This window comes from Pseudomonas fluorescens Q2-87 (genome assembly GCF_000281895.1).
In the GTDB taxonomy this organism is placed as follows: Bacteria; Pseudomonadota; Gammaproteobacteria; order Pseudomonadales; family Pseudomonadaceae; genus Aquipseudomonas; species Aquipseudomonas fluorescens_S.
The window spans coordinates 3,392,757-3,409,793 of record NZ_CM001558.1 but is presented as its reverse complement, the minus strand read 5'-3'; the positions used below and the strand labels follow the sequence as shown (position 1 = coordinate 3,409,793).

General features: G+C 63.2%; 19 protein-coding genes. 10 read left to right on the top strand and 9 right to left on the bottom strand.

Annotated elements, in window-relative coordinates; all coding sequences use genetic code 11:
* Positions 1–19 precede the first annotated feature (19 nt).
* The 4 genes from PFLQ2_RS12650 to PFLQ2_RS12665 all read left to right on the top strand — a co-directional run bounded on the left by PFLQ2_RS12650 (position 20) and on the right by PFLQ2_RS12665 (position 1,959).
* A complete protein-coding gene (locus PFLQ2_RS12650) occupies positions 20–478 on the top strand; it encodes a metallophosphoesterase family protein (RefSeq protein WP_003182283.1) in 459 nt (152 codons plus the stop codon).
* Between the two features lie 76 nt (positions 479–554).
* On the top strand, positions 555–1,091 hold the full coding sequence (locus PFLQ2_RS12655; RefSeq protein WP_003182281.1) for a chalcone isomerase family protein: 537 nt from the start codon (positions 555–557) through the stop codon (positions 1,089–1,091).
* A 26-nt stretch (positions 1,092–1,117) separates the two neighbouring features.
* The gene (locus PFLQ2_RS12660) at positions 1,118–1,657 is read left to right on the top strand and encodes a DUF3833 domain-containing protein (RefSeq protein ID WP_003182279.1); all 540 of its coding nucleotides are present in this window, start codon (positions 1,118–1,120) and stop codon (positions 1,655–1,657) included.
* Positions 1,654–1,959: a DUF6482 family protein gene (locus tag PFLQ2_RS12665; RefSeq protein ID WP_033046065.1), complete on the top strand. Its 306-nt coding sequence runs from the start codon at positions 1,654–1,656 to the stop codon at positions 1,957–1,959. The genes PFLQ2_RS12660 and PFLQ2_RS12665 overlap by 4 nt, the downstream gene beginning before the upstream one ends.
* A 21-nt stretch (positions 1,960–1,980) precedes the next feature.
* On the opposite strand, the gene PFLQ2_RS12670 is transcribed toward PFLQ2_RS12665, so the two are convergent.
* From PFLQ2_RS12670 to PFLQ2_RS12705, 8 genes are all read right to left on the bottom strand, one after another.
* Positions 1,981–2,469, bottom strand: coding sequence for a DUF2878 domain-containing protein (locus PFLQ2_RS12670; RefSeq protein WP_003182276.1), 489 nt, complete (start codon positions 2,467–2,469; stop codon positions 1,981–1,983).
* Positions 2,466–3,737: an SAM-dependent methyltransferase gene (locus PFLQ2_RS12675; protein ID WP_003182274.1), complete on the bottom strand. Its 1,272-nt coding sequence runs from the start codon at positions 3,735–3,737 to the stop codon at positions 2,466–2,468. The genes PFLQ2_RS12670 and PFLQ2_RS12675 overlap by 4 nt, the downstream gene beginning before the upstream one ends.
* Complete coding sequence (locus tag PFLQ2_RS12680; RefSeq protein WP_003182272.1) at positions 3,730–4,524, bottom strand: DUF1365 domain-containing protein; 795 nt, start codon at positions 4,522–4,524, stop codon at positions 3,730–3,732. The genes PFLQ2_RS12675 and PFLQ2_RS12680 overlap by 8 nt, the downstream gene beginning before the upstream one ends.
* A complete protein-coding gene (locus PFLQ2_RS12685; RefSeq protein ID WP_003182269.1) occupies positions 4,521–5,768 on the bottom strand; it encodes an NAD(P)/FAD-dependent oxidoreductase in 1,248 nt (415 codons plus the stop codon). The genes PFLQ2_RS12680 and PFLQ2_RS12685 overlap by 4 nt, the downstream gene beginning before the upstream one ends.
* A 3-nt stretch (positions 5,769–5,771) precedes the next feature.
* Entirely contained in the window at positions 5,772–6,527 is a 756-nt protein-coding gene (locus tag PFLQ2_RS12690; RefSeq protein ID WP_003182268.1) for an SDR family NAD(P)-dependent oxidoreductase, read from the bottom strand.
* A complete protein-coding gene (locus PFLQ2_RS12695; protein ID WP_003182266.1) occupies positions 6,524–6,946 on the bottom strand; it encodes a nuclear transport factor 2 family protein in 423 nt (140 codons plus the stop codon). The genes PFLQ2_RS12690 and PFLQ2_RS12695 overlap by 4 nt, the downstream gene beginning before the upstream one ends.
* A gap of 165 nt (positions 6,947–7,111) precedes the next feature.
* Positions 7,112–8,200: an alkene reductase gene (locus tag PFLQ2_RS12700; protein ID WP_003182264.1), complete on the bottom strand. Its 1,089-nt coding sequence runs from the start codon at positions 8,198–8,200 to the stop codon at positions 7,112–7,114.
* 44 nt (positions 8,201–8,244) lie between these two features.
* Complete coding sequence (locus PFLQ2_RS12705; protein WP_003182263.1) at positions 8,245–9,084, bottom strand: pirin family protein; 840 nt, start codon at positions 9,082–9,084, stop codon at positions 8,245–8,247.
* 122 nt (positions 9,085–9,206) lie between these two features.
* Between PFLQ2_RS12705 and PFLQ2_RS12710 the strand changes: the two genes are divergently transcribed.
* From PFLQ2_RS12710 to PFLQ2_RS12735, 6 genes are all read left to right on the top strand, one after another.
* A complete protein-coding gene (locus tag PFLQ2_RS12710) occupies positions 9,207–10,121 on the top strand; it encodes a LysR family transcriptional regulator (RefSeq protein ID WP_003182260.1) in 915 nt (304 codons plus the stop codon).
* A gap of 366 nt (positions 10,122–10,487) precedes the next feature.
* Positions 10,488–11,828, top strand: coding sequence for a flavin-containing monooxygenase (locus PFLQ2_RS12715; protein WP_003182258.1), 1,341 nt, complete (start codon positions 10,488–10,490; stop codon positions 11,826–11,828).
* On the top strand, positions 11,828–12,238 hold the full coding sequence (locus PFLQ2_RS12720; protein ID WP_003182257.1) for a RidA family protein: 411 nt from the start codon (positions 11,828–11,830) through the stop codon (positions 12,236–12,238). Before PFLQ2_RS12715 ends, PFLQ2_RS12720 begins: the two co-directional genes overlap by 1 nt.
* 10 nt (positions 12,239–12,248) lie before the next feature.
* Positions 12,249–12,923 (top strand): DUF1028 domain-containing protein, encoded by a 675-nt coding sequence (locus PFLQ2_RS12725; RefSeq protein WP_003182255.1) that lies wholly within the window; start codon positions 12,249–12,251, stop codon positions 12,921–12,923.
* Positions 12,916–14,100, top strand: coding sequence for an acetylornithine deacetylase (argE, locus tag PFLQ2_RS12730; protein ID WP_003182253.1), 1,185 nt, complete (start codon positions 12,916–12,918; stop codon positions 14,098–14,100). The genes PFLQ2_RS12725 and argE overlap by 8 nt, the downstream gene beginning before the upstream one ends.
* A gap of 227 nt (positions 14,101–14,327) precedes the next feature.
* Positions 14,328–15,308 carry an ABC transporter substrate-binding protein gene (locus PFLQ2_RS12735; protein WP_225970877.1) on the top strand — a complete coding sequence of 327 codons (981 nt, stop codon included), beginning with the start codon at positions 14,328–14,330 and terminating at the stop codon, positions 15,306–15,308.
* Between the two features lie 626 nt (positions 15,309–15,934).
* Here PFLQ2_RS12735 and PFLQ2_RS12740 read toward each other — a convergent pair.
* The gene (locus PFLQ2_RS12740) at positions 15,935–16,846 is read right to left on the bottom strand and encodes a LysR substrate-binding domain-containing protein (protein WP_003182249.1); all 912 of its coding nucleotides are present in this window, start codon (positions 16,844–16,846) and stop codon (positions 15,935–15,937) included.
* Between the last annotated feature and the right edge of the window lie 191 nt (positions 16,847–17,037).

The window sequence follows — 17,037 nt, the reverse complement described above, 5'->3', positions numbered from 1 at the left end:
CTGTAGAGAGAACACTTTCATGAAGATTGGCGTCATTTCCGATACCCATGGCTTGCTTCGTCCGCAAGCCCTTGCGGCACTTCAAGGTTGCGAACGGATCGTCCATGCCGGCGACATCGGCAGCCCCGATATCCTGCAACAACTGGCAGCTCTCGCGCCGCTGCACGTAGTGCGTGGCAACAACGACGTGGGCGCGGAGTGGGCAGGGCAACTGGCCGATTGCCTGCAATTCGATCTGGGCGAGTGCCAGGCTTTGCTCGTCCATGACATCGCCGATGTGCCCGTTTCACTTGAACCCGGGGTCAAGTTGGTGATTACCGGCCATTCCCACAAGCCCAGCATCGAATGGCGCGGCGAACGGCTGTACTTGAACCCTGGCAGCGCTGGCCGGCGGCGTTTCAAGCTGCCGGTGACCCTAGCGCTGGTTGAAATGGAGGCCGGCGCGATCGAGGCGCGGATCATTCAGTTGCTGGAATGAAGATTGGAAAAAAGCTGTACAAAAATCTATCTCTGTACAAATATTGAGGCGTCCTTGAGCAACCGGTGACGCACTCATGATCAGGTCATTCGTAGCCTGGAGAAACCTGGTCGGATTGATGATTGGCCTGCTGGCTTTTTACGCTTTCCCGGCCTTTGCGGATTGGCGCAGTGCGTTGCCCGGCGCACGCCTGATCGGGCAAGGCGATTTCACCCGGTTTGGCTTCGATGTCTATCAGGCGCGGCTATGGAGCGCTGCTCCGTCGCCAAGCCTCGACACTGCGTTTGCCCTGGAACTCGATTACCGACGATCCATTGGCAAGGAAACCCTGGTCCAGACCAGCCTTGAAGAAATCCAGCGCATCAACGGTGCGCCCCTGGATGCTCAACGGCTGGACGCGTGGCGAACCCATATGCGCCTTGCGTTTGTTGACGTGAAGCCTGGCAGCCGCATCACCGGCGTGTACCTGCCGGGGCACGGGTGTCGCTTCTATGTCGATGAGCACCTGTCCCACGCGATCGACGACCCATCGTTCGCCCGGGCATTCTTTGCCATCTGGCTTGATCCGGAAACCCAAGATAAACAACTTAGAAAACAACTGCTTGGGCTTTAGTCCTCACGTACTACAGGAGATAAGCCATGACGCGTTTTTTGATGGCATTGTTGTTGATGCTGGGCTTGACCAGCTGCGGCAATGTCAATGTCGACCGCTACGCCGACCAGCAACCCCAATTGGACCTGGCGCAGTTTTTCAGCAAGCCCGTCAAGGCCTGGGGCATCTATCAGAAACGTTCGGGTGAGGTGATCAAGCGTTTTGAGGTGAACATTTCCAGTCGCCATGAGGGTGAACGGCTGATCCTGGATGAACGTTTCCTCTACAGCGACGGCACTCGCCAGCAGCGGGTCTGGACCTTGACACCGGATGGCCCCGGGCGCTGGCGCGGTCGTGCCGATGACGTAGTCGGCGAAGCGCAGGGCGAAGTGGCCGGCAATGCGCTGCGCTGGCGTTATAAGTTGAACCTGCCGGTGGACGGTTCGACTTACGTAGTGAGCTTTGATGACTGGATGTATCTGATGGACGAAGACACGCTGATCAATCGTTCGAGCATGAATAAGCTCGGCGTCGAGCTGGGGCAGGTGACCTTGTTTTTCCGTCGTCAGACCGGGGCTGCCCAATGAAGCTTCGAGAGTTGACCGACCTGGCTGTTGAAGGCCGAATCCACGAGTTGGAGTTGTTATCCCTGGAAGGCGGGCTGTACGTGCTCCGTGCCCGGCTGCACAGCGGGCTGCGGACGCTGCTCGATGAGTCGGGCAAGACGATGCAGGTGCGCTCCACCACGCACCTGCGCGAGCTGCTGCGACCCGTGCCGCGTTTGCCGTGCACGCTGGTGCAGCAAGTGGTCCACGACGAAATGTGCGGTCAGCCGGAGGGCCTGATCGAGCCGCTGCGCATACCGCTTTTTCTCGATGAGCCCTGGTGACGGGTTGCCTGCGCCGCTGGATCAGCGCGAGTCGGCCAGGCGCAACGCCAACGGCATTAAAAGCGCCCAAAGCGGCGCCAGGACCAGCGCGGTGCCGAGCACGCCAAGGGGCAGCGTAACCCCCGTCAATGGCGCTCCCACGCAGTAGGCCAGCGGGCCGCCGATGAAGCCCGCACACGCACCGCGCCAGACCGGCGTCGCAGCCCAGGCCAGGCTATGGCGCAACCCCGTGGCAAAAACCAGCCAGAGCAAGGCCAGCCAGAGTGGCAGCGGGAGTTGGCTGAATTCGAACAAACCGAGTACACCCAGCCCCCAGTCCAGCAGCATGCCGCCCAGGCCGACGCGCATCACCGCGTGCAGCTCCGCCCGGGGCCCGGGACACAGCATCAGGTGCGCCAGCAGTCCGACGAGCACCGCCAGCAACCACCGCGGATCCTTCGCACCCCATACGCAACCCCACCAGCCCAGTTGCAACCAGAGAGCGTTGATCACCAGGCCGGTGCGGCTCATGCCTGTTCCTGTTGCCCCAGCCACGGCGATTGGCGAGCGCCGGGGCCAGCGAAGAGTAATTGGGCGACGCCAATGGCACGCTCCTGGAAGCCGCCTTCGCAGTAACACAGATAGAATTCCCAGAAACGCTGGAAGGTTTCGTCGTAGCCCAGCGCCAGCAAAGCCTGGCGGGACTGCCTGAAGTTTTCGTGCCAATGCCGCAGGGTACGGGCGTAATGGGCCCCGAAGTCCTCCAGGTGCAGCAGATTGAGCGGTGTCTGGGTGCTGGCGGTGGTCAACAGTCGGGACAGTGACGGCAGCGCGCCGCCTGGAAAAACATGACGCTGGATGAAATCCACCGAACGTCGAGCCTGGTCGTAGCGTTGGTCGCGGATGGTGATCGATTGCAGCAGCATCAGGCCGTCATCCTTGAGCAGCGCGGCGCAACGACGGAAGTACTGCGGCAGGTAGCGATGACCGACGGCTTCGATCATTTCGATGGACACCAGCTTGTCGTAGCGGCCTTGCAAGTCACGGTAATCCTGGCGCAGCACGCTGATGCGCTGTTGCAGGCCCAGGGCCTCGACACGCCGACAGGTGTGCGCGTATTGCTCGTCCGACAGGGTAGTAGTGGTGACCTTGCATCCATAGTGACTGGCTGCGTAAATCGCCAGGCTGCCCCAGCCGGTGCCGATCTCCAGCAGGTGATCGCCGGGGCGCAGGTCAAGCTTGCGGCAGATGCGTTCGAGCTTGTTGAGCTGGGCGTCTTCCAGGCTTTGCTCGGGACTCTCGAACAGTGCGGCCGAGTACATCATGGTCGGGTCGAGCAAGCGCTCGAACAGCGCGTTGCCAAGGTCGTAATGGGCCATGATGTTGCGCCGCGAGCCGCGTCGATTGTTGCGGTTGAGCCAGTGCAGCCCGCGCAGCAACGGGCGGCTGATGCGGGCCAGGCCGCTGTCCATGGCGTCGAGCACTTCCAGGTTGGCCACGAACAGGCGCGTGACGGCTGTCAAGTCGTGACTGCGCCAATGGCCCTGGATATAAGCCTCGCCAGCGCCGATGGAACCGTTCCCCGCGACCATGCCCCAGACGGCATCGTCGACGATCTCGACGTCGGCCACCAGCGCACTGTCCGGGTCACCGAAGCTCGTCGTGGCTCCGTCCACGGTCAGGCGCAGGTGGCCCTGGCGCAGGCGACGCAACTGGCTGAGCACGGCCTGCTTGAAAAAGCCGCCGCTGAACGGACGCGAGCTCGCAGCCTTGGTTACGCTCAGGATGGGGTCAGACATGGTCGCAGTCCTTATGGGCAGTTTCGCCGACGCTCAGGTTGCCTTGGCTGGCCTGGTGGTCGTGCAGAGGGGTGCGTTTGAAGATCAGGCGCAGGGCCTGCCAGTAAATGGCGCTGACGGTGCGCAGGCTCATCCAGGGAAAGGCCAGGATGTGCCAGCGCAACGACCGCGCATCGAGGGGGTGGCGATCCAGGACCAGCCCGGCCTCGAACACCTTGCGGCCGTCGCGCCAGTTCTCCATGAGTACGCGAACGCTGGAATCCAGGATCAGGAAACGCATGCGGTAATCCATGTCCTGGGGCAGGAACGGCGATACATGGAAAGCCTTGGCCACCCGAAACGCCTGGGGCTCGCCAGGGCGTACCGGTAACACGTAGTGGTAGCGTTCGCGCCATGGGGTATTGCGCACCTCGCAGAGGATCGCCGCCAAGCGCCCACAGGTTTCGTGGCAGAAATAGAAGCTCACGGGGTTGAACGACAGGCCCCAACTGCGCGGTTGGGTCAGCAGGTGGATCGCGCCTTGCGGGGCGACGCCCAAGGCCTCGGCGAGGATCCCGCGCACTGCGTCGGCCAGGGGGACCCCCTGTCGGGTGCGGGCGGGCAGGTAATCGCGCTCGCGCCAGCACAGCGGTGCCAGGGGCCACGGCCGCAGCAGGCGCGACAACCCCAGCACCTGTTCCTGTTCGGCCAGGTCCAGGTACAGCATGCCGATTGGATAACGGAACCCGTGGACCGCCGGGGTATAGCGCCGATGATCGATCCAGCCGCGACACAGGCTACTGTTCATAGGCGCTCACCGAAGTGTTTCGCCACCTGCAGGGCGCTGACCACGCCGTCTTCATGAAAACCGTTGGCCCAGTAGGCGCCGCAGAAATAGCTGTGCTGGTGACCTTGCAACTCATGTTGGCGCGCCTGGGCCGCCACCCCGGCGAGGCTGTATTGCGGGTGCGCGTAATCGAAGCGCGCAAGCACCTTGGCCGGGTCGACCGCATCGCTCTGGTTGAGGCTGACGCAAAAGGTCACAGGGGCGTCCAGGCCCTGGAGAATATTCATGTTGTAGGTCAGGGCGGCCGGCGCATGAGCCGGACCGCCGAGGCGATAATTCCAGCTCGCCCAGGCCCGGCGCCGGCGTGGCAGCAGTCGGGTGTCGGTGTGCAGCAGTACCTCGTTGCTGGCGTAGGCCAGGGCACCGAGCACTTCGCGTTCTTCCGGGCCTGGCGCCTCGAGGAGGGCGAGCGCCTGGTCGCTGTGACAGGCGAACACCACCTTGTCGAAACGCTCGATGCCCGCGGCACTTACCACGCTCACCCCCGCTTCATCGCGGCTCACGCGCTGTACTGCGCAGTTGAGTCGGATGTGCTGGCGAAAGGGCGCGCACAACGGCTCGATGTAGCCGCGGGAACCACCCTCGATTACGCGCCATTGTGGACGCTGGTAGACCGACAGAAGGCCATGGTTGTGGCAGAACCGCACGAAGAATTGCAGCGGGAATTCCAGCATCCTGGCCGGTGACATCGACCAGATCGCCGAGCCCATCGGCACGATGTAATGATCGATGAAACGTTGGCCGTAGCCTTGGGCGTGCAAGTAGTCGCCGAGCCGGGTGGTGCCGTCGATACGCTGGGCTTGCAGGTCGGCCGTCGCCTGCCGGTTGAACCGCAGGATGTCCCGCAGCATGCCCCAGAAGCCCGGCGACAGCAGGTTGCGCCGTCGGGCGAAGAGGCTGCGCAGGGTGTCACCCTTGTATTCCTGGCCGGTGGCTGGGTCATGCACCGAGAAGCTCATTTCGGTGGGGCGCGACGCCACACCCAGTTGATTCAGCAGGCGAATGAAGTTCGGGTAGGTCCAGTCGTTGTAGACGATGAAACCCGTGTCCACGGCGTAGCGCCGGCCCTGCCAGTCAACGTCGACGGTGTGGGTGTGGCCACCGATGCGGTCGTCGGCCTCGAACACGGTAATCGAGTGTCGACGGGCCAGCAGGTGAGCGCAGGTCAGCCCCGAAATGCCGCTGCCGATGATTGCGATGCGCATGTTTCAAGATTCCTGGGAAGGGCGTGCCAGGCGCCGGCCGAGGGCCAGCCGCCAGCGTGGGGGCAACTGTCCAAGCAGGCGCAGGATGAAGGTGAAGCGCCATGGAAAGCTGATGTCCAGCGGTCGCCCCGGCAGGCGCCGGGCGATATGCGCCGCCGCCCGTTCTGCCGACCAGCGCATTGGCATGGGGAAGTCGTTGCGTCGGGTCAACGGCGTATCGACGAAACCGGGGTTTACCAGAGTGACGTCGATGGCCTCGGCGGCCAGGTCGATGCGCAAGGATTCCACCAGGTAGCGCAAGGCAGCCTTGGAGGCGCCATAGGCACCGGCGCGGGGCAGGGCCAGTGAGGTCACGGCGCTGTTCACCACTACAAGATGCGGGCGCTGGCCCCTGCGCAGCAGCGGCAGGGCGTGCTCCAGACAATGGCTGGTGCCCAGCAGGTTGGTGGTGATGACCCTTTCCACCAGTTGAGTATCGAAGTGGCCTGGCTCCAGGTATTCACAGGTGCCGGCATTGAGAATCACCAGGTCGAGGGCACCCCATTGGGTGTCGATCTGCTGGCAGATCGCGGCGACCTGGCCCGGGTCGGTCAGGTCGCCCGGCAGCACCAGCACCTGACCCTGATAGCGGCTGGCCAGGGCCTGCAACGGTGACGCTTGACGCGCACTCACGGCCAGATGGTGCCCTTGTTTCAGCAGCACGCTGGCCAGTTCCGCTCCGATGCCGCTGCTGGCACCGGTCAGCCAGACGCGGCTCACGCCAGCCTCCGCTTGAGCCAGCGGATCGTCGGCCCGAACAGCGGCAGGTGCTCGTAGAGCAGGGCGCCCGCGTCGAAGAAATCCTGATGGTGATACACCCGGTCAGTCCAGCGCAGATGGCTGCAACCTTGCAAGGCGATGGGGTTACCGCCCGCGAGGCGCGGATGGCTGAAATTTAACGTCCAGCGCAGATAGCCCTCGCCGGTACGGACTTCATCGAAGGCATGGAAGTCGTAGCGCACGTCCCTGACGTTGGCATACAGCTGCGCAAAATAATCACGCAGCGCCGGTAGGCCTTCGATGTGGTGCAAGGGGTCGTGGAACTGTACGTCGACGCTGTAGAGCTCATCGAGACCGGCCAGGCGACTGGCGTCCAGCTCGGCGAAAGCGTGGGCAAAACGCTGGAGGTAGGCGGACATGCGAGGCTCCGAATTGTTGTACAGAAGATTTGCTCTGTACAAGTTTCAGAAGCCTACTGCACGCGTTGTACGTTTTAAAGTTTTTTGTACAAGATTTTGTAAATTTGTACAATTTTGAGCGGCGTGATGGGTGGACGGACCCGTTCAGCCCTCACGCCGCTGCGATTATCGAGCGTCCTGGGTTTCGGCCAAGGTTGGATAATCCGTGTAGCCACGCTCATCGCCCTGGTAGAACGTCGCTGCATCAGGCGCATTCAGCGCCTTGCCGAGCTTGAAGCGCTCCACCAGGTCCGGGTTGGCCAGGAACGGCGTACCGAACGCCACGAAGTCGGCTTCGCCGCGACTGATGGCCGTGGCGGCCCGGTCGGCGCTGTAGCCACCGTTGGCGATGTACGGCCCGCCGAAGCGGCGCTTGAGTTCCAGGAAATCGAAAGCGCCTTCGCCCAGCTCGACGATATGCAGATAGGCCAGGCCGTAGCGGCTGAGCATCCTGCTTGCGTAGTCGAAGGTCGCCTGAGGGGCGCTATCGCTCATCGAGAAGTAACTGAAGATCGGCGACAGGCGAACACCGACGCGGCTGGCGCCAAAAACTTCGATGACCGACTCGACGACTTCCTTGAGAAAGCGTGCGCGGTTTTCGATCGAGCCGCCGTAGGCGTCGGTCCGCTGGTTGGTGCCGTCGCGCAGGAACTGGTCGATCAGGTAACCATTGGCGCCATGGATTTCCACGCCGTCGAACCCGGCCTGCTTCGCGTTGGCGGCAGCCTGGCGGAAATCGTCGACCACGCCCGGGATTTCATCGAGGGTCAGCGCTCGTGGCAGCTCGTAGGGCTTGAGGCCTTCGGGGGTGTAGATTTCGCCGTCGGCCTTGATCGCAGAAGGGGCTACGGGCTGGGCGCCATTGGCCTGCACCAACGGATGGGAAAGCCGGCCCACATGCCACAGTTGCAGGAAGATCTGCCCGCCCTCGGCGTGAACGGCGTCGGTCACCTGCTTCCAACCGGCGATTTGTTCGCTGGTGAAGATTCCCGGTGTCCTCAGGTATCCCTTGCCCTGGGCCGAAACCTGGGAGCCTTCGCTGATGATCAGGCCGGCGCTGGCCCGCTGGCTGTAATACTCGGCCATGAGGGGCGTGGCGACGTCACCGACGCCTGCGCGGCTGCGCGTCATCGGCGCCATGATCATGCGATTTTTCAGGGACAGTTTGCCGACTTGGGCGCGGGACAGCAGGAGATCGAGACCGATGTTGCTCATGATTCACCTCAAAGAGATCAGATAGGGATGGAGTCGAGGGGCGGCTACGCCAGCCGGCCCTCTTGTTGCAAAAGGGCGCCGATGCGCTGGATTTCGTTTTCGCCTGTTTCCAGCGCCGCTTGGCTGGTGTGCACCGAGTAATAGCCCAGCACCAGGTCGTGGGGATGCTTGACCGCCGAGCCGAGCACGAACGAGGTAGGGCCCTGGGCAACGATGTCGATGGTCCCGGCGGATTCCTCGAATACCACCATTTCTCCGGCATCGACGTTGCCGCCGGCGTCGAGGCGACCGTCGCTGACCGCCAGCCAGGCCACGGTGTGTCCGGCCGGTGGGGTGTAGCGCCAGCGTTCCTGGTCCTTGAGCGGCACGGCCAGGTAGTTCATGCCCGCAGGGGATACAACGCTGCTCCGAGTCGCGCCGTGTTGGCCGAGCAAGACCCGCGCCGGACCCTCCTGGGGAATGCCCGGTGGCGCCAGGTAGACGCTGTGGGCCGCGGCGTTTTCCAGGGCGGGGGGCAGCGCGACCCATAGCTGGAAGCCTTTGATCGGCAAGCCGTCAACTGGCCGGCCGTCGTGCCACACACCCTTGCCGGCCTGCATCCACTCCATGCCGCCGCTGGGCAACACGCCCGATTGGCCCGTGGTGTCTTCGTAGGTCACCTGACCTTCGATCAGGTAGGTCAGCGTCGCGATCCCTGAATGCGGGTGCATGCCAAAGCCTTTTTGCATGGCGTTGCCATCGGACGCGACGAGGTCGAGAAACACGAAGGGCTTGCACACTTGCCCCAGATCACCGGGGCTTATCAGTCGGGTGATGGGCCCATGACTGCGTCCACGGGTGCGATAGGCAATGGCGCGTGATGGTGTGATGGCGATACTGTTCATGGTGTTCCTCGAATGCTTGGGCGTCGGGCCTCGATGGGATGAAGGATATGGGGCTATCAATCGCTTGATTAGTCGATAGAATCGGATTGAACTCATCCAGAAAACGAAGCAATGGCACCTTTATGCTCGATTTGAACGACGTCGCGCTGTTTGTCCAGGTCGTGCGCAGCGGCAGCTTTGCCGAGGCGGCCAGGCGCCTGGGCATGCCTTCCAATACCGTGAGCCGGCGCGTCCAGCAGCTCGAAGCTCAGTTGGGAAAACGGCTGCTGCAACGCTCCACCCGCAAGCTCACGCTGACCCAGGTGGGGCAGGGGTTTTTTGAGCGCTGTGTGGATGCGGTGGATGGCTTGGCCGAGGCGGGCCAGGAGTTGATGAAGGGCAGCGATGAGCCCAGCGGCCTGGTGCGCATTGCCGCGATGGCGGACTTCTTCGACTTTTTCCCGATGCAATGGGTCGCCGATTTTCTCGCCGCGCATCCTCGGGTGCAGCTTGATTTCGTGCTCAGCGACGCCCATGTCGATTTGATCGCCGACCGCATTGACGTTGCCTTTCGCGGTGGCGCGCTGCTGGACTCTGGGTACGTCGGTCGCCAGCTCATCAGTAATGAAGGCGATGGGATGGTCGCCAGCCCCGGCTACATTGCCAGGCATGGTATGCCCACTTCGCTGCAGGCGCTGACGCACCACCACAGCGTGAGCTTCGCCCATCCCAGCGGCTTGAGCCACTGGCGGCTGGTCGGCCCGGACGGCGCCGAGCACGAGGTGCAGGTACCCACCCGTTTCAACGCCAATACCGCCCAGGCGCTGCGCAAGGCCGCTGTGACAGGCCTGGGCATTGCGGTGCTGCCGTCGGCGGTGATCAGCGTGGACCTGGACGCCGGAAGGCTGGTGCGGGTACTGCCGCAATATCAGCGCAGCGGCTTTGGCCTGAATGTGCTTTATCCGAGCCGCCGGCAATTGCCGCTGGCGGTCTCGGCGTTCATTGCCCTGGTGATGGACAAGCTTGAGCGCAAGGCGTTTCCGGCGCGGTTTGAGTAGGCCTGTCGGCATACCCCCAGCTTCTGCATGTTCCGCGAACCTGTGGCGAGGGGATTTATCCCCGATGGGGCGCGAAGCGGCCCTGAACAGGTTGAACGCAATCTGCAATGCCATGCCATTGCGTCGCCACCCCAGCGCCGCCCCGTTAAACCTCGTAACCCTGCGCCAGCCGCCTGACCCACAGCGGGCAAGCATCCAGTTTTTTCCTTCCCAGCAACGATAAAAACCCTCGTTTCGCAAACCCCCGCCTGCCAACACAATCGCCTCGACACCTGCCACCGATAGTCGTCGACGCAGAACAACAATCTGAACCCGAGGCGGCGCCATGCCGACCTGAACCGAACCTACTGCCGGAAGTGCCCAGACATGCCTTTTGAAACCATTCACATCGATACGCTGGTCATCGGTGCCGGCCAGGCCGGCGTGGCCATGAGCGAGCACTTGAGCCGGCAAGGCGTGCCGCATCTCGTCGTTGAGCGCGACCGCATTGCCGAGGCCTGGCGCACGGCGCGCTGGGATTCGCTGGTCGCCAACGGCCCGGCCTGGCATGACCGCTTTCCCGGGCTGGAATTCGAGGGGCTCGATCCCGATGCGTTCGCTTCGAAGGATCAGGTGGCTGATTACTTCGAGGCCTACGCCAGGAAATTCCACGCGCCGATCCGTACCGGTGTGGACGTCAGGAAAGTCGAGCGCAACGTCGGTCGTCCGGGCTTTACCGTTGAAACGTCCGAAGGCCTGATCGAGGCGTTGCATGTGGTTGTCGCCACCGGCCCGTTCCAGCGACCGGTGATTCCGCCTATTGCGCGGGACCTGTCGGCAGTCGTACAGATTCACTCCGCCCAGTATCGCAACCCGCAGCAATTGCCCGAAGGCGCTGTGCTGGTGGTGGGGGCCGGGTCGTCGGGGGTGCAGATTGCCGATGAGCTGCAGCGCGCCGGCAAGCAGGTCTACCTCTCGGTGGGAGCCCATGATCGTCCGCCACGGGCCTATCGCAATCGTGATTTCTGCTGGTGGCTGGGTGTGCTGGGCGAATGGGACGCCGAAGCTGTCAAGCCCGGCAAAGAGCACGTGACCATTGCGGTGAGCGGTGCCCGTGGCGGTCATACCGTGGATTTTCGCAGGCTGGCCCAAGAAGGCATCACCCTGGTCGGCTTGACCCAATCGTCCGACGGCAGCGTCGTGGCTTTTGAGCCGAACCTGGCGGAAAACATTGCTCGCGGCGACGAAAACTACAGGGCGCTGCTGGATGCCGCCGATGCCTACATTGCCCGTAACGGGCTGGACCTGCCGCTCGAACCCCAAGCGCGCGATCTACTGCCTGACCCGCACTGCCTGACCCACCCAATCCTGGAACTGGATCTGGTTGCCGCCGGCGTGACCAGCGTTGTCTGGGCCACTGGCTATTCGGTGGATTACAGCTGGCTGAAAGTCGACGCGCTCAACGCCAACGGCAAACCCCGCCACCAGCGGGGTGTTTCCAGCGAGCCGGGTTTGTACTTCGTTGGTTTGCCCTGGCTGTCGCGTCGGGGCTCGGCGTTCATCTGGGGCGTGTGGCATGACGCCCGCCATATTGCCGACCACATCGTGAAGCAGCGCACTTATCTGGCCTATCGGGACGCTACCCAACGCCAGGCCGAACGCCTCCAGGCGCCAGCATTCGATAACGATTCGCACCGTTCGAAAACCAGCCTCACGGGAGCCCGCTGATGCCTACTCATACGCGTATCCGCATGTTCAATACCAAAGACACCTACCCGAACCAGACACTGGACAACGACCTGTGCCAGGCCGTGCGGGCCGGCAATACCGTTTATGTGCGCGGCCAGGTTGGCACGGATTTCGATGGCCAGTTGGTGGGCCTCGGCGACCCGCGCGCCCAGGCCGAACAGGCCATGCGCAACGTCAAGCAATTGCTCGAAGAGGCCGGCAGCGACCTGAGCCACATCGTCAAGACCACCACGTACCTGATCGATCCGCGCTACCGCGAACCGGTGTATCAGGAAGTCGGCAAATGGCTCAAGGGCGTGTTCCCGATTTCCACCGGGCTGGTGGTCAGCGCGCTCGGCCAGCCGCAGTGGCTGATGGAAATCGACGTGATCGCGGTGATCCCCGAATAAGGAGTCGAACATGACCTTTTCCATTGTCGGACGCTGCGCCGAAACCGGCCAGTTGGGCATCGCTATCAGCTCTTCAAGCATCGCCGTCGGCGCCCGTTGCCCCTGGTTGCGCGCGGGGGTGGGGGCGGTGTCGAGCCAGAACATCACGTTGCCTGCCCTCGGCCCGCAGATCCTCGACGAGCTGGCGGCCGGCCGGGTGGCGCAAGAGGCCTTGGACCGCGCCCTGGCCCGAAATGGCTATAGCCAGTACCGCCAGGTGGCGGTGGTCGACGCCCACGGCAACGCGGCGATTTTCAGTGGCGCCCATGCCCTGGGAACCCACAACGCGCTGGCCGGTGCACAGTGCGTGGCGGCCGGCAATCTGTTGGCAAACGTGGGAGTGATCGAGGCCATGGTCGCGGCCTTCGAACGCAGCGAAGGCTGTCTCGCTTCGCGCCTGATGAGCGCGTTGCAGGCCGGGCAAGCGGCGGGTGGCGAAGCCGGAGCGGTGCACTCGGCGGCGCTGTCGGTGGTGGATGACCTGACCTGGCCCATCGTTGACTTGCGGGTGGACTGGGCGCAGGAAAACCCCATTGGTGAACTGGAAAAACTCTGGCTGGCCTATCAGCCACAGCTGCAGGATTACCTGACCCGTGCCCTCGACCCGACAGCGGCTCCCAGCTATGGGGTGCCGGGCGATGAATGAGCTGCGCAGCCGGGCAATGCTCGCCCATCTGGTGGGCTTCGCCACGGTCAGTCGCGATTCGAACCTGGCGCTGATCGAGTTCGTCCGCGATTACCTGCAAGGGCTCGGTGTGGCGTGCGAGTTGATCTACAACACGGAGCGGACCAAGGCCAACCTGCTGGCAAGCATCGGCCCGGCGGTGCCCGGCGGCGTGGTGTTGTCCGGGCACACTGACGTAGTGCCGGTGGATGGACAAGCCTGGACGGCGGATCCGTTTTGCCTGAGTGAGGTGGACGGCAAGTTGTTCGGGCGCGGTACGGCGGACATGAAAGGCTACCTGGCGTCGGTGCTCGCCGCTGTGCCGACGTTCCTTGCCAGTCCGCTACGGCGACCGGTGCACTTGGCATTTTCTTATGACGAGGAGGTCGGTTGCCTGGGCGTGCGCAGCCTGCTGAAGGTCCTGCCTCAACGCATCCCCCAGCCGGCGTTGTGCCTGATCGGCGAACCCACCCAACTCCAACCGGTGCTGGGCCACAAGGGCAAGTTGGCGATGCGTTGTCACGTCAAAGGGGCGGCTTGCCACTCGGCCTATGCCCCTTATGGCGTGAACGCCATCGAGCAAGCCGCGCGGCTGATCGGCCGGTTGGGCGAGATCAGTGCAGAGCTGGCCGACCCTTCGTTGCACGACCCACGTTTCGATCCGGCGTATTCGACGGTGCAGGTCGGGGTGATCCAGGGCGGGACGGCGTTGAACATCGTCCCGGCCGATTGCCGTTTCGATTTTGAGGTGCGCGCCTTGCCGGATTTCGCCCCACAACGGGTGGCCGAGCAATTGCAGGATTTCGCCGAACGAACGCTGCTGCCCCGGATGCGCGCGGTGAGCGTCGGCACTGCGATCCGTTTTGAGCCGCTGTCTGCCTACCCGGGCCTGGCAACCTCGCCCGACAGCGGCGCCGCGCAACTGATTGCCCGTCTGTGCGGCAGCGATGCTTTCGGCACCGTCGCCTTTGGCACCGAGGGCGGCCTGTTTCATCAGGCCGGCGTCCCGACGGTGGTCTGTGGTCCGGGCAGCATGGACCAAGGGCACAAGCCCGATGAATACGTAAGCGTTGAACAGATGGCCGCCTGCGACCGCTTGATGGATCGATTGGCGAGCTACCTCTGTGAACCCGATGATTTTCGACCGCAAGGTGCCTGAGGAGGACGAACCCATGAATGGAACATCCAGGCGGTCAGCCATGCCGGCATCAACGAATGGGCCGAAAAGAGCCTCACTGCTGTAGACCACACCGCCCGTGCTTACGGTCACCTTTGATCCCGTCACCGGCTCGTGCGGGCGAGTCGGTATTTTCGAGGAATCGCTTCATGTCCAGATCCTTGCGTTGCAACATTGCGTGTGCCCTGGCGTTGTTGAGTACCGGCATCATGGCCGCGCCCCAAAGCTTGACCGTGATTTCCTTTGGTGGTGCCACCAAGCAGGCCCAGGACAAGGCCTACTTCCAACCCTTCAACGCCAGCGGTGCGGGAAACATCGTCGCCGGCGAATACAACGGCGAGTTGTCGAAGATCAAGGCGATGGTCACGGCCGGCCACACCAGTTGGGATGTGGTCGAAGTGGAAAGCCCGGAGCTGCTGCGCGGCTGTGAAGAAGGCCTGTTCGAGAAACTCGACCTGGCGCGCATGGGCGATCCGGCGAATTATGTGCCGGGGGCGCTCAATGAATGCGGAGTCGCCACCTACGTCTGGTCGATGGTCCTGGCCTACGACCAGAGCAAGCTCGCCAAGGCGCCCACCTCCTGGGCGGATTTCTGGAACGTTGCCCAATACCCGGGCAAGCGCGGCTTGCGCAAAGGCGCCAAATACACCTTGGAAATTGCCCTGCTGGCCGATGGGGTCAAGGCACAGGACTTGTACAAAGTGCTGAACACGCCGGAAGGTGTGGCCCGGGCGTTTGCCAAGCTGGACCAGATCAAGCCGAACATCCAGTGGTGGGAGGCCGGCGCGCAACCGGCGCAATGGTTGGTGGCCGGCGACGTGGCCATGAGCGCTGCCTATAACGGGCGCATTGCTTCGGCGCAAAAGGAAGGCATGAAGCTGAGCATCGTCTGGCCGCAGAGCCTGTACGACCCAGAATACTGGGCGGTGGTCAAAGGCACGCCGAACAAGGCCTTGGCTGAGCAGTTCATTGCCTTTGCCAGCCAGCCGCAGACGCAGAAGGTGTTCTCGGAAAACATCCCTTACGGGCCGGTGCATCGCCAGACGCTGGCCTTGTTGCCGACGGCCGTACAGGCCCAACTACCGACCGCCGAGGCCAACCTGGCCGAAGCCCAGGCAGTGGACGCCGAGTTCTGGGTCGACCATGGCGAGGAGCTGGAGCAACGCTTCAATGCCTGGGCGGCTCGCTAGGCATCACACCCGGTGGCGAGGGAGCTTGCTCCCGCTGGGCTGCGCAGCAGCCCTCTGGTCCTGGCACCCCGGTATGTCAGGCAGATCGCGAATGACCTGCTTGGGGTCGCTTCGCAACCCAGCGGGAGCAAGCTCCCTCGCCACGGGGATCGGTGTGTTGGCGGAATTCACGGATTGGCATCAAGACGGGGCGGACACTAGATCCGTCAGGGCCGGCGGGTCAGAAAAGCCGAGCAAAACCCCCCGGTGTGGCGAGGGAGCTTGCTCCCGCTGGGCGGCGCAGCAGCCCCTGGTCCTGGCACCTCGGTATGTCAGGCAGATTGCGAATGACCTGCTTGGGGTCGCTTCGCAACCCAGCGGGAGCAAGCTCCCTCGCCACGGGGATCGGTGTGTTGGCGGAATTCACGGATTGGCATCAAGACGGGGCGGACACTAGATCCGTCAGGGCCGGCGAGTCAGAAAAACCGAGCACAACCCCCGGTGTGGCGAGGGAGCTTGCTCCCGCTGGGCGGCGCAGCAGCCCCTGGTCCTGGCACCTCGGTATATCAGGCAGATCGCGAATGACCTGCTTGGGGTCGCTTCGCAACCCAGCGGGAGCAAGCTCCCTCGCCACGGGGATCGGTGTTTCAGGGCAGCCATTGTCGGAACTGTTCCTTGCAGTAATCGACGAACAACTGCGCCGGTTTGGTCAGGTGTGCGCGTTTGAGCCAGCCGGCCACCAGTGCCGAGCCGGTCACGTCCTCGGTGATGTTGACGCAGACTACCTGCTGCCCGTCGTAGGTGCAGGTGGAGTGCGGTCGGGTCACCAGAACGGCGAAGCCGAACGCCTGGCCCACCATACCGCGCACCATTTCGATGGACGGCGAGCTGAAGACGATGTTGGGTGACAGACCCAGCTCTTCGAAGATGCTCACGAAATAGGTTCGGCTGGGCTGCACGTCCAGCAGGATCATCGGCTCCAGGGCCAGGTCGCGCAGTGACACCTGGGCCTGGCCTGCGAAGCGATGCCCCGCCGGCAACAACGCGTAGGGCCGCTGCGGAGCTGTCAACGCTTCGGTCTCGATGGTGCTGTCCAGGTCGTGCTCATAAAAGATCGCCAAGTCGAAGCGGCCCCCCGTCAAGCCTTGCACCAGTTCCTGTTGTTCGCCGTCCTGCACGCGAATTTCCACCCCCGGGAAGCGCTGGCGGAAACCGGCGATCAGGCGCGGCAGGTAGAGCGGGGCGACCGTTTCGAAACAGCCGATGTCGATCTGTCCGCTGACCACGTCGTTATCGGCCAGCGCGTTCTGTTCGAACTCCCGGGCCATGCGCAACAGCTCTTGGGCCTTGCGATAGAAACGCGCGCCGCCGGGGGTCAGGGACACGCCCTGGGCGTGATGACGGATGAGCAATTGCACACCGAAACTGTCCTCCAATCCCTTGACCGCCGTGGCGATCGACGGTTGGGCGATGTACAGCTTGCGGGACGCTTCTGCGACACTGCCACATTCGACGGTGGTGACGAAGTACTTCAGCTGACGCAAGGAATAGGACGCCACGGCACACCTCGATCCGGATGAATCTGCCTACCTTACCTTGTGCTCCAGCTACAAGGGGCGAGCATGGATACGGATTTTGCTGGGCAATGACAATATTCGGACTGGCTTGGGCTGCGTTAAAAAAACGCCTGCCCAAATATCATTGGCAGGCGTCCGGGAAAGGCCGGCTCAGAAAGGAGAACTGGCCGGGG

Excerpts from the sequence above, each read along its gene's own strand:
- PFLQ2_RS12720 (WP_003182257.1), top strand. The coding sequence starts at position 11,828 with ATGCCTACTCATACGCGTATCCGCATGTTCAATACCAAAGACACCTAC.
- PFLQ2_RS12655 (WP_003182281.1), top strand. The coding sequence starts at position 555 with ATGATCAGGTCATTCGTAGCCTGGAGAAACCTGGTCGGATTGATGATT.
- argE (WP_003182253.1), top strand. The coding sequence starts at position 12,916 with ATGAATGAGCTGCGCAGCCGGGCAATGCTCGCCCATCTGGTGGGCTTC.
- PFLQ2_RS12735 (WP_225970877.1), top strand. The coding sequence starts at position 14,328 with ATGGCCGCGCCCCAAAGCTTGACCGTGATTTCCTTTGGTGGTGCCACC.
- PFLQ2_RS12675 (WP_003182274.1), bottom strand. The coding sequence starts at position 3,737 with ATGTCTGACCCCATCCTGAGCGTAACCAAGGCTGCGAGCTCGCGTCCG.
- PFLQ2_RS12710 (WP_003182260.1), top strand. The coding sequence starts at position 9,207 with ATGCTCGATTTGAACGACGTCGCGCTGTTTGTCCAGGTCGTGCGCAGC.
- PFLQ2_RS12660 (WP_003182279.1), top strand. The coding sequence starts at position 1,118 with ATGACGCGTTTTTTGATGGCATTGTTGTTGATGCTGGGCTTGACCAGC.
- PFLQ2_RS12695 (WP_003182266.1), bottom strand. The coding sequence starts at position 6,946 with ATGTCCGCCTACCTCCAGCGTTTTGCCCACGCTTTCGCCGAGCTGGAC.
- PFLQ2_RS12715 (WP_003182258.1), top strand. The coding sequence starts at position 10,488 with ATGCCTTTTGAAACCATTCACATCGATACGCTGGTCATCGGTGCCGGC.
- PFLQ2_RS12665 (WP_033046065.1), top strand. The coding sequence starts at position 1,654 with ATGAAGCTTCGAGAGTTGACCGACCTGGCTGTTGAAGGCCGAATCCAC.
- PFLQ2_RS12700 (WP_003182264.1), bottom strand. The coding sequence starts at position 8,200 with ATGAGCAACATCGGTCTCGATCTCCTGCTGTCCCGCGCCCAAGTCGGC.
- PFLQ2_RS12705 (WP_003182263.1), bottom strand. The coding sequence starts at position 9,084 with ATGAACAGTATCGCCATCACACCATCACGCGCCATTGCCTATCGCACC.
- PFLQ2_RS12680 (WP_003182272.1), bottom strand. The coding sequence starts at position 4,524 with ATGAACAGTAGCCTGTGTCGCGGCTGGATCGATCATCGGCGCTATACC.
- PFLQ2_RS12670 (WP_003182276.1), bottom strand. The coding sequence starts at position 2,469 with ATGAGCCGCACCGGCCTGGTGATCAACGCTCTCTGGTTGCAACTGGGC.
- PFLQ2_RS12685 (WP_003182269.1), bottom strand. The coding sequence starts at position 5,768 with ATGCGCATCGCAATCATCGGCAGCGGCATTTCGGGGCTGACCTGCGCT.
- PFLQ2_RS12650 (WP_003182283.1), top strand. The coding sequence starts at position 20 with ATGAAGATTGGCGTCATTTCCGATACCCATGGCTTGCTTCGTCCGCAA.
- PFLQ2_RS12725 (WP_003182255.1), top strand. The coding sequence starts at position 12,249 with ATGACCTTTTCCATTGTCGGACGCTGCGCCGAAACCGGCCAGTTGGGC.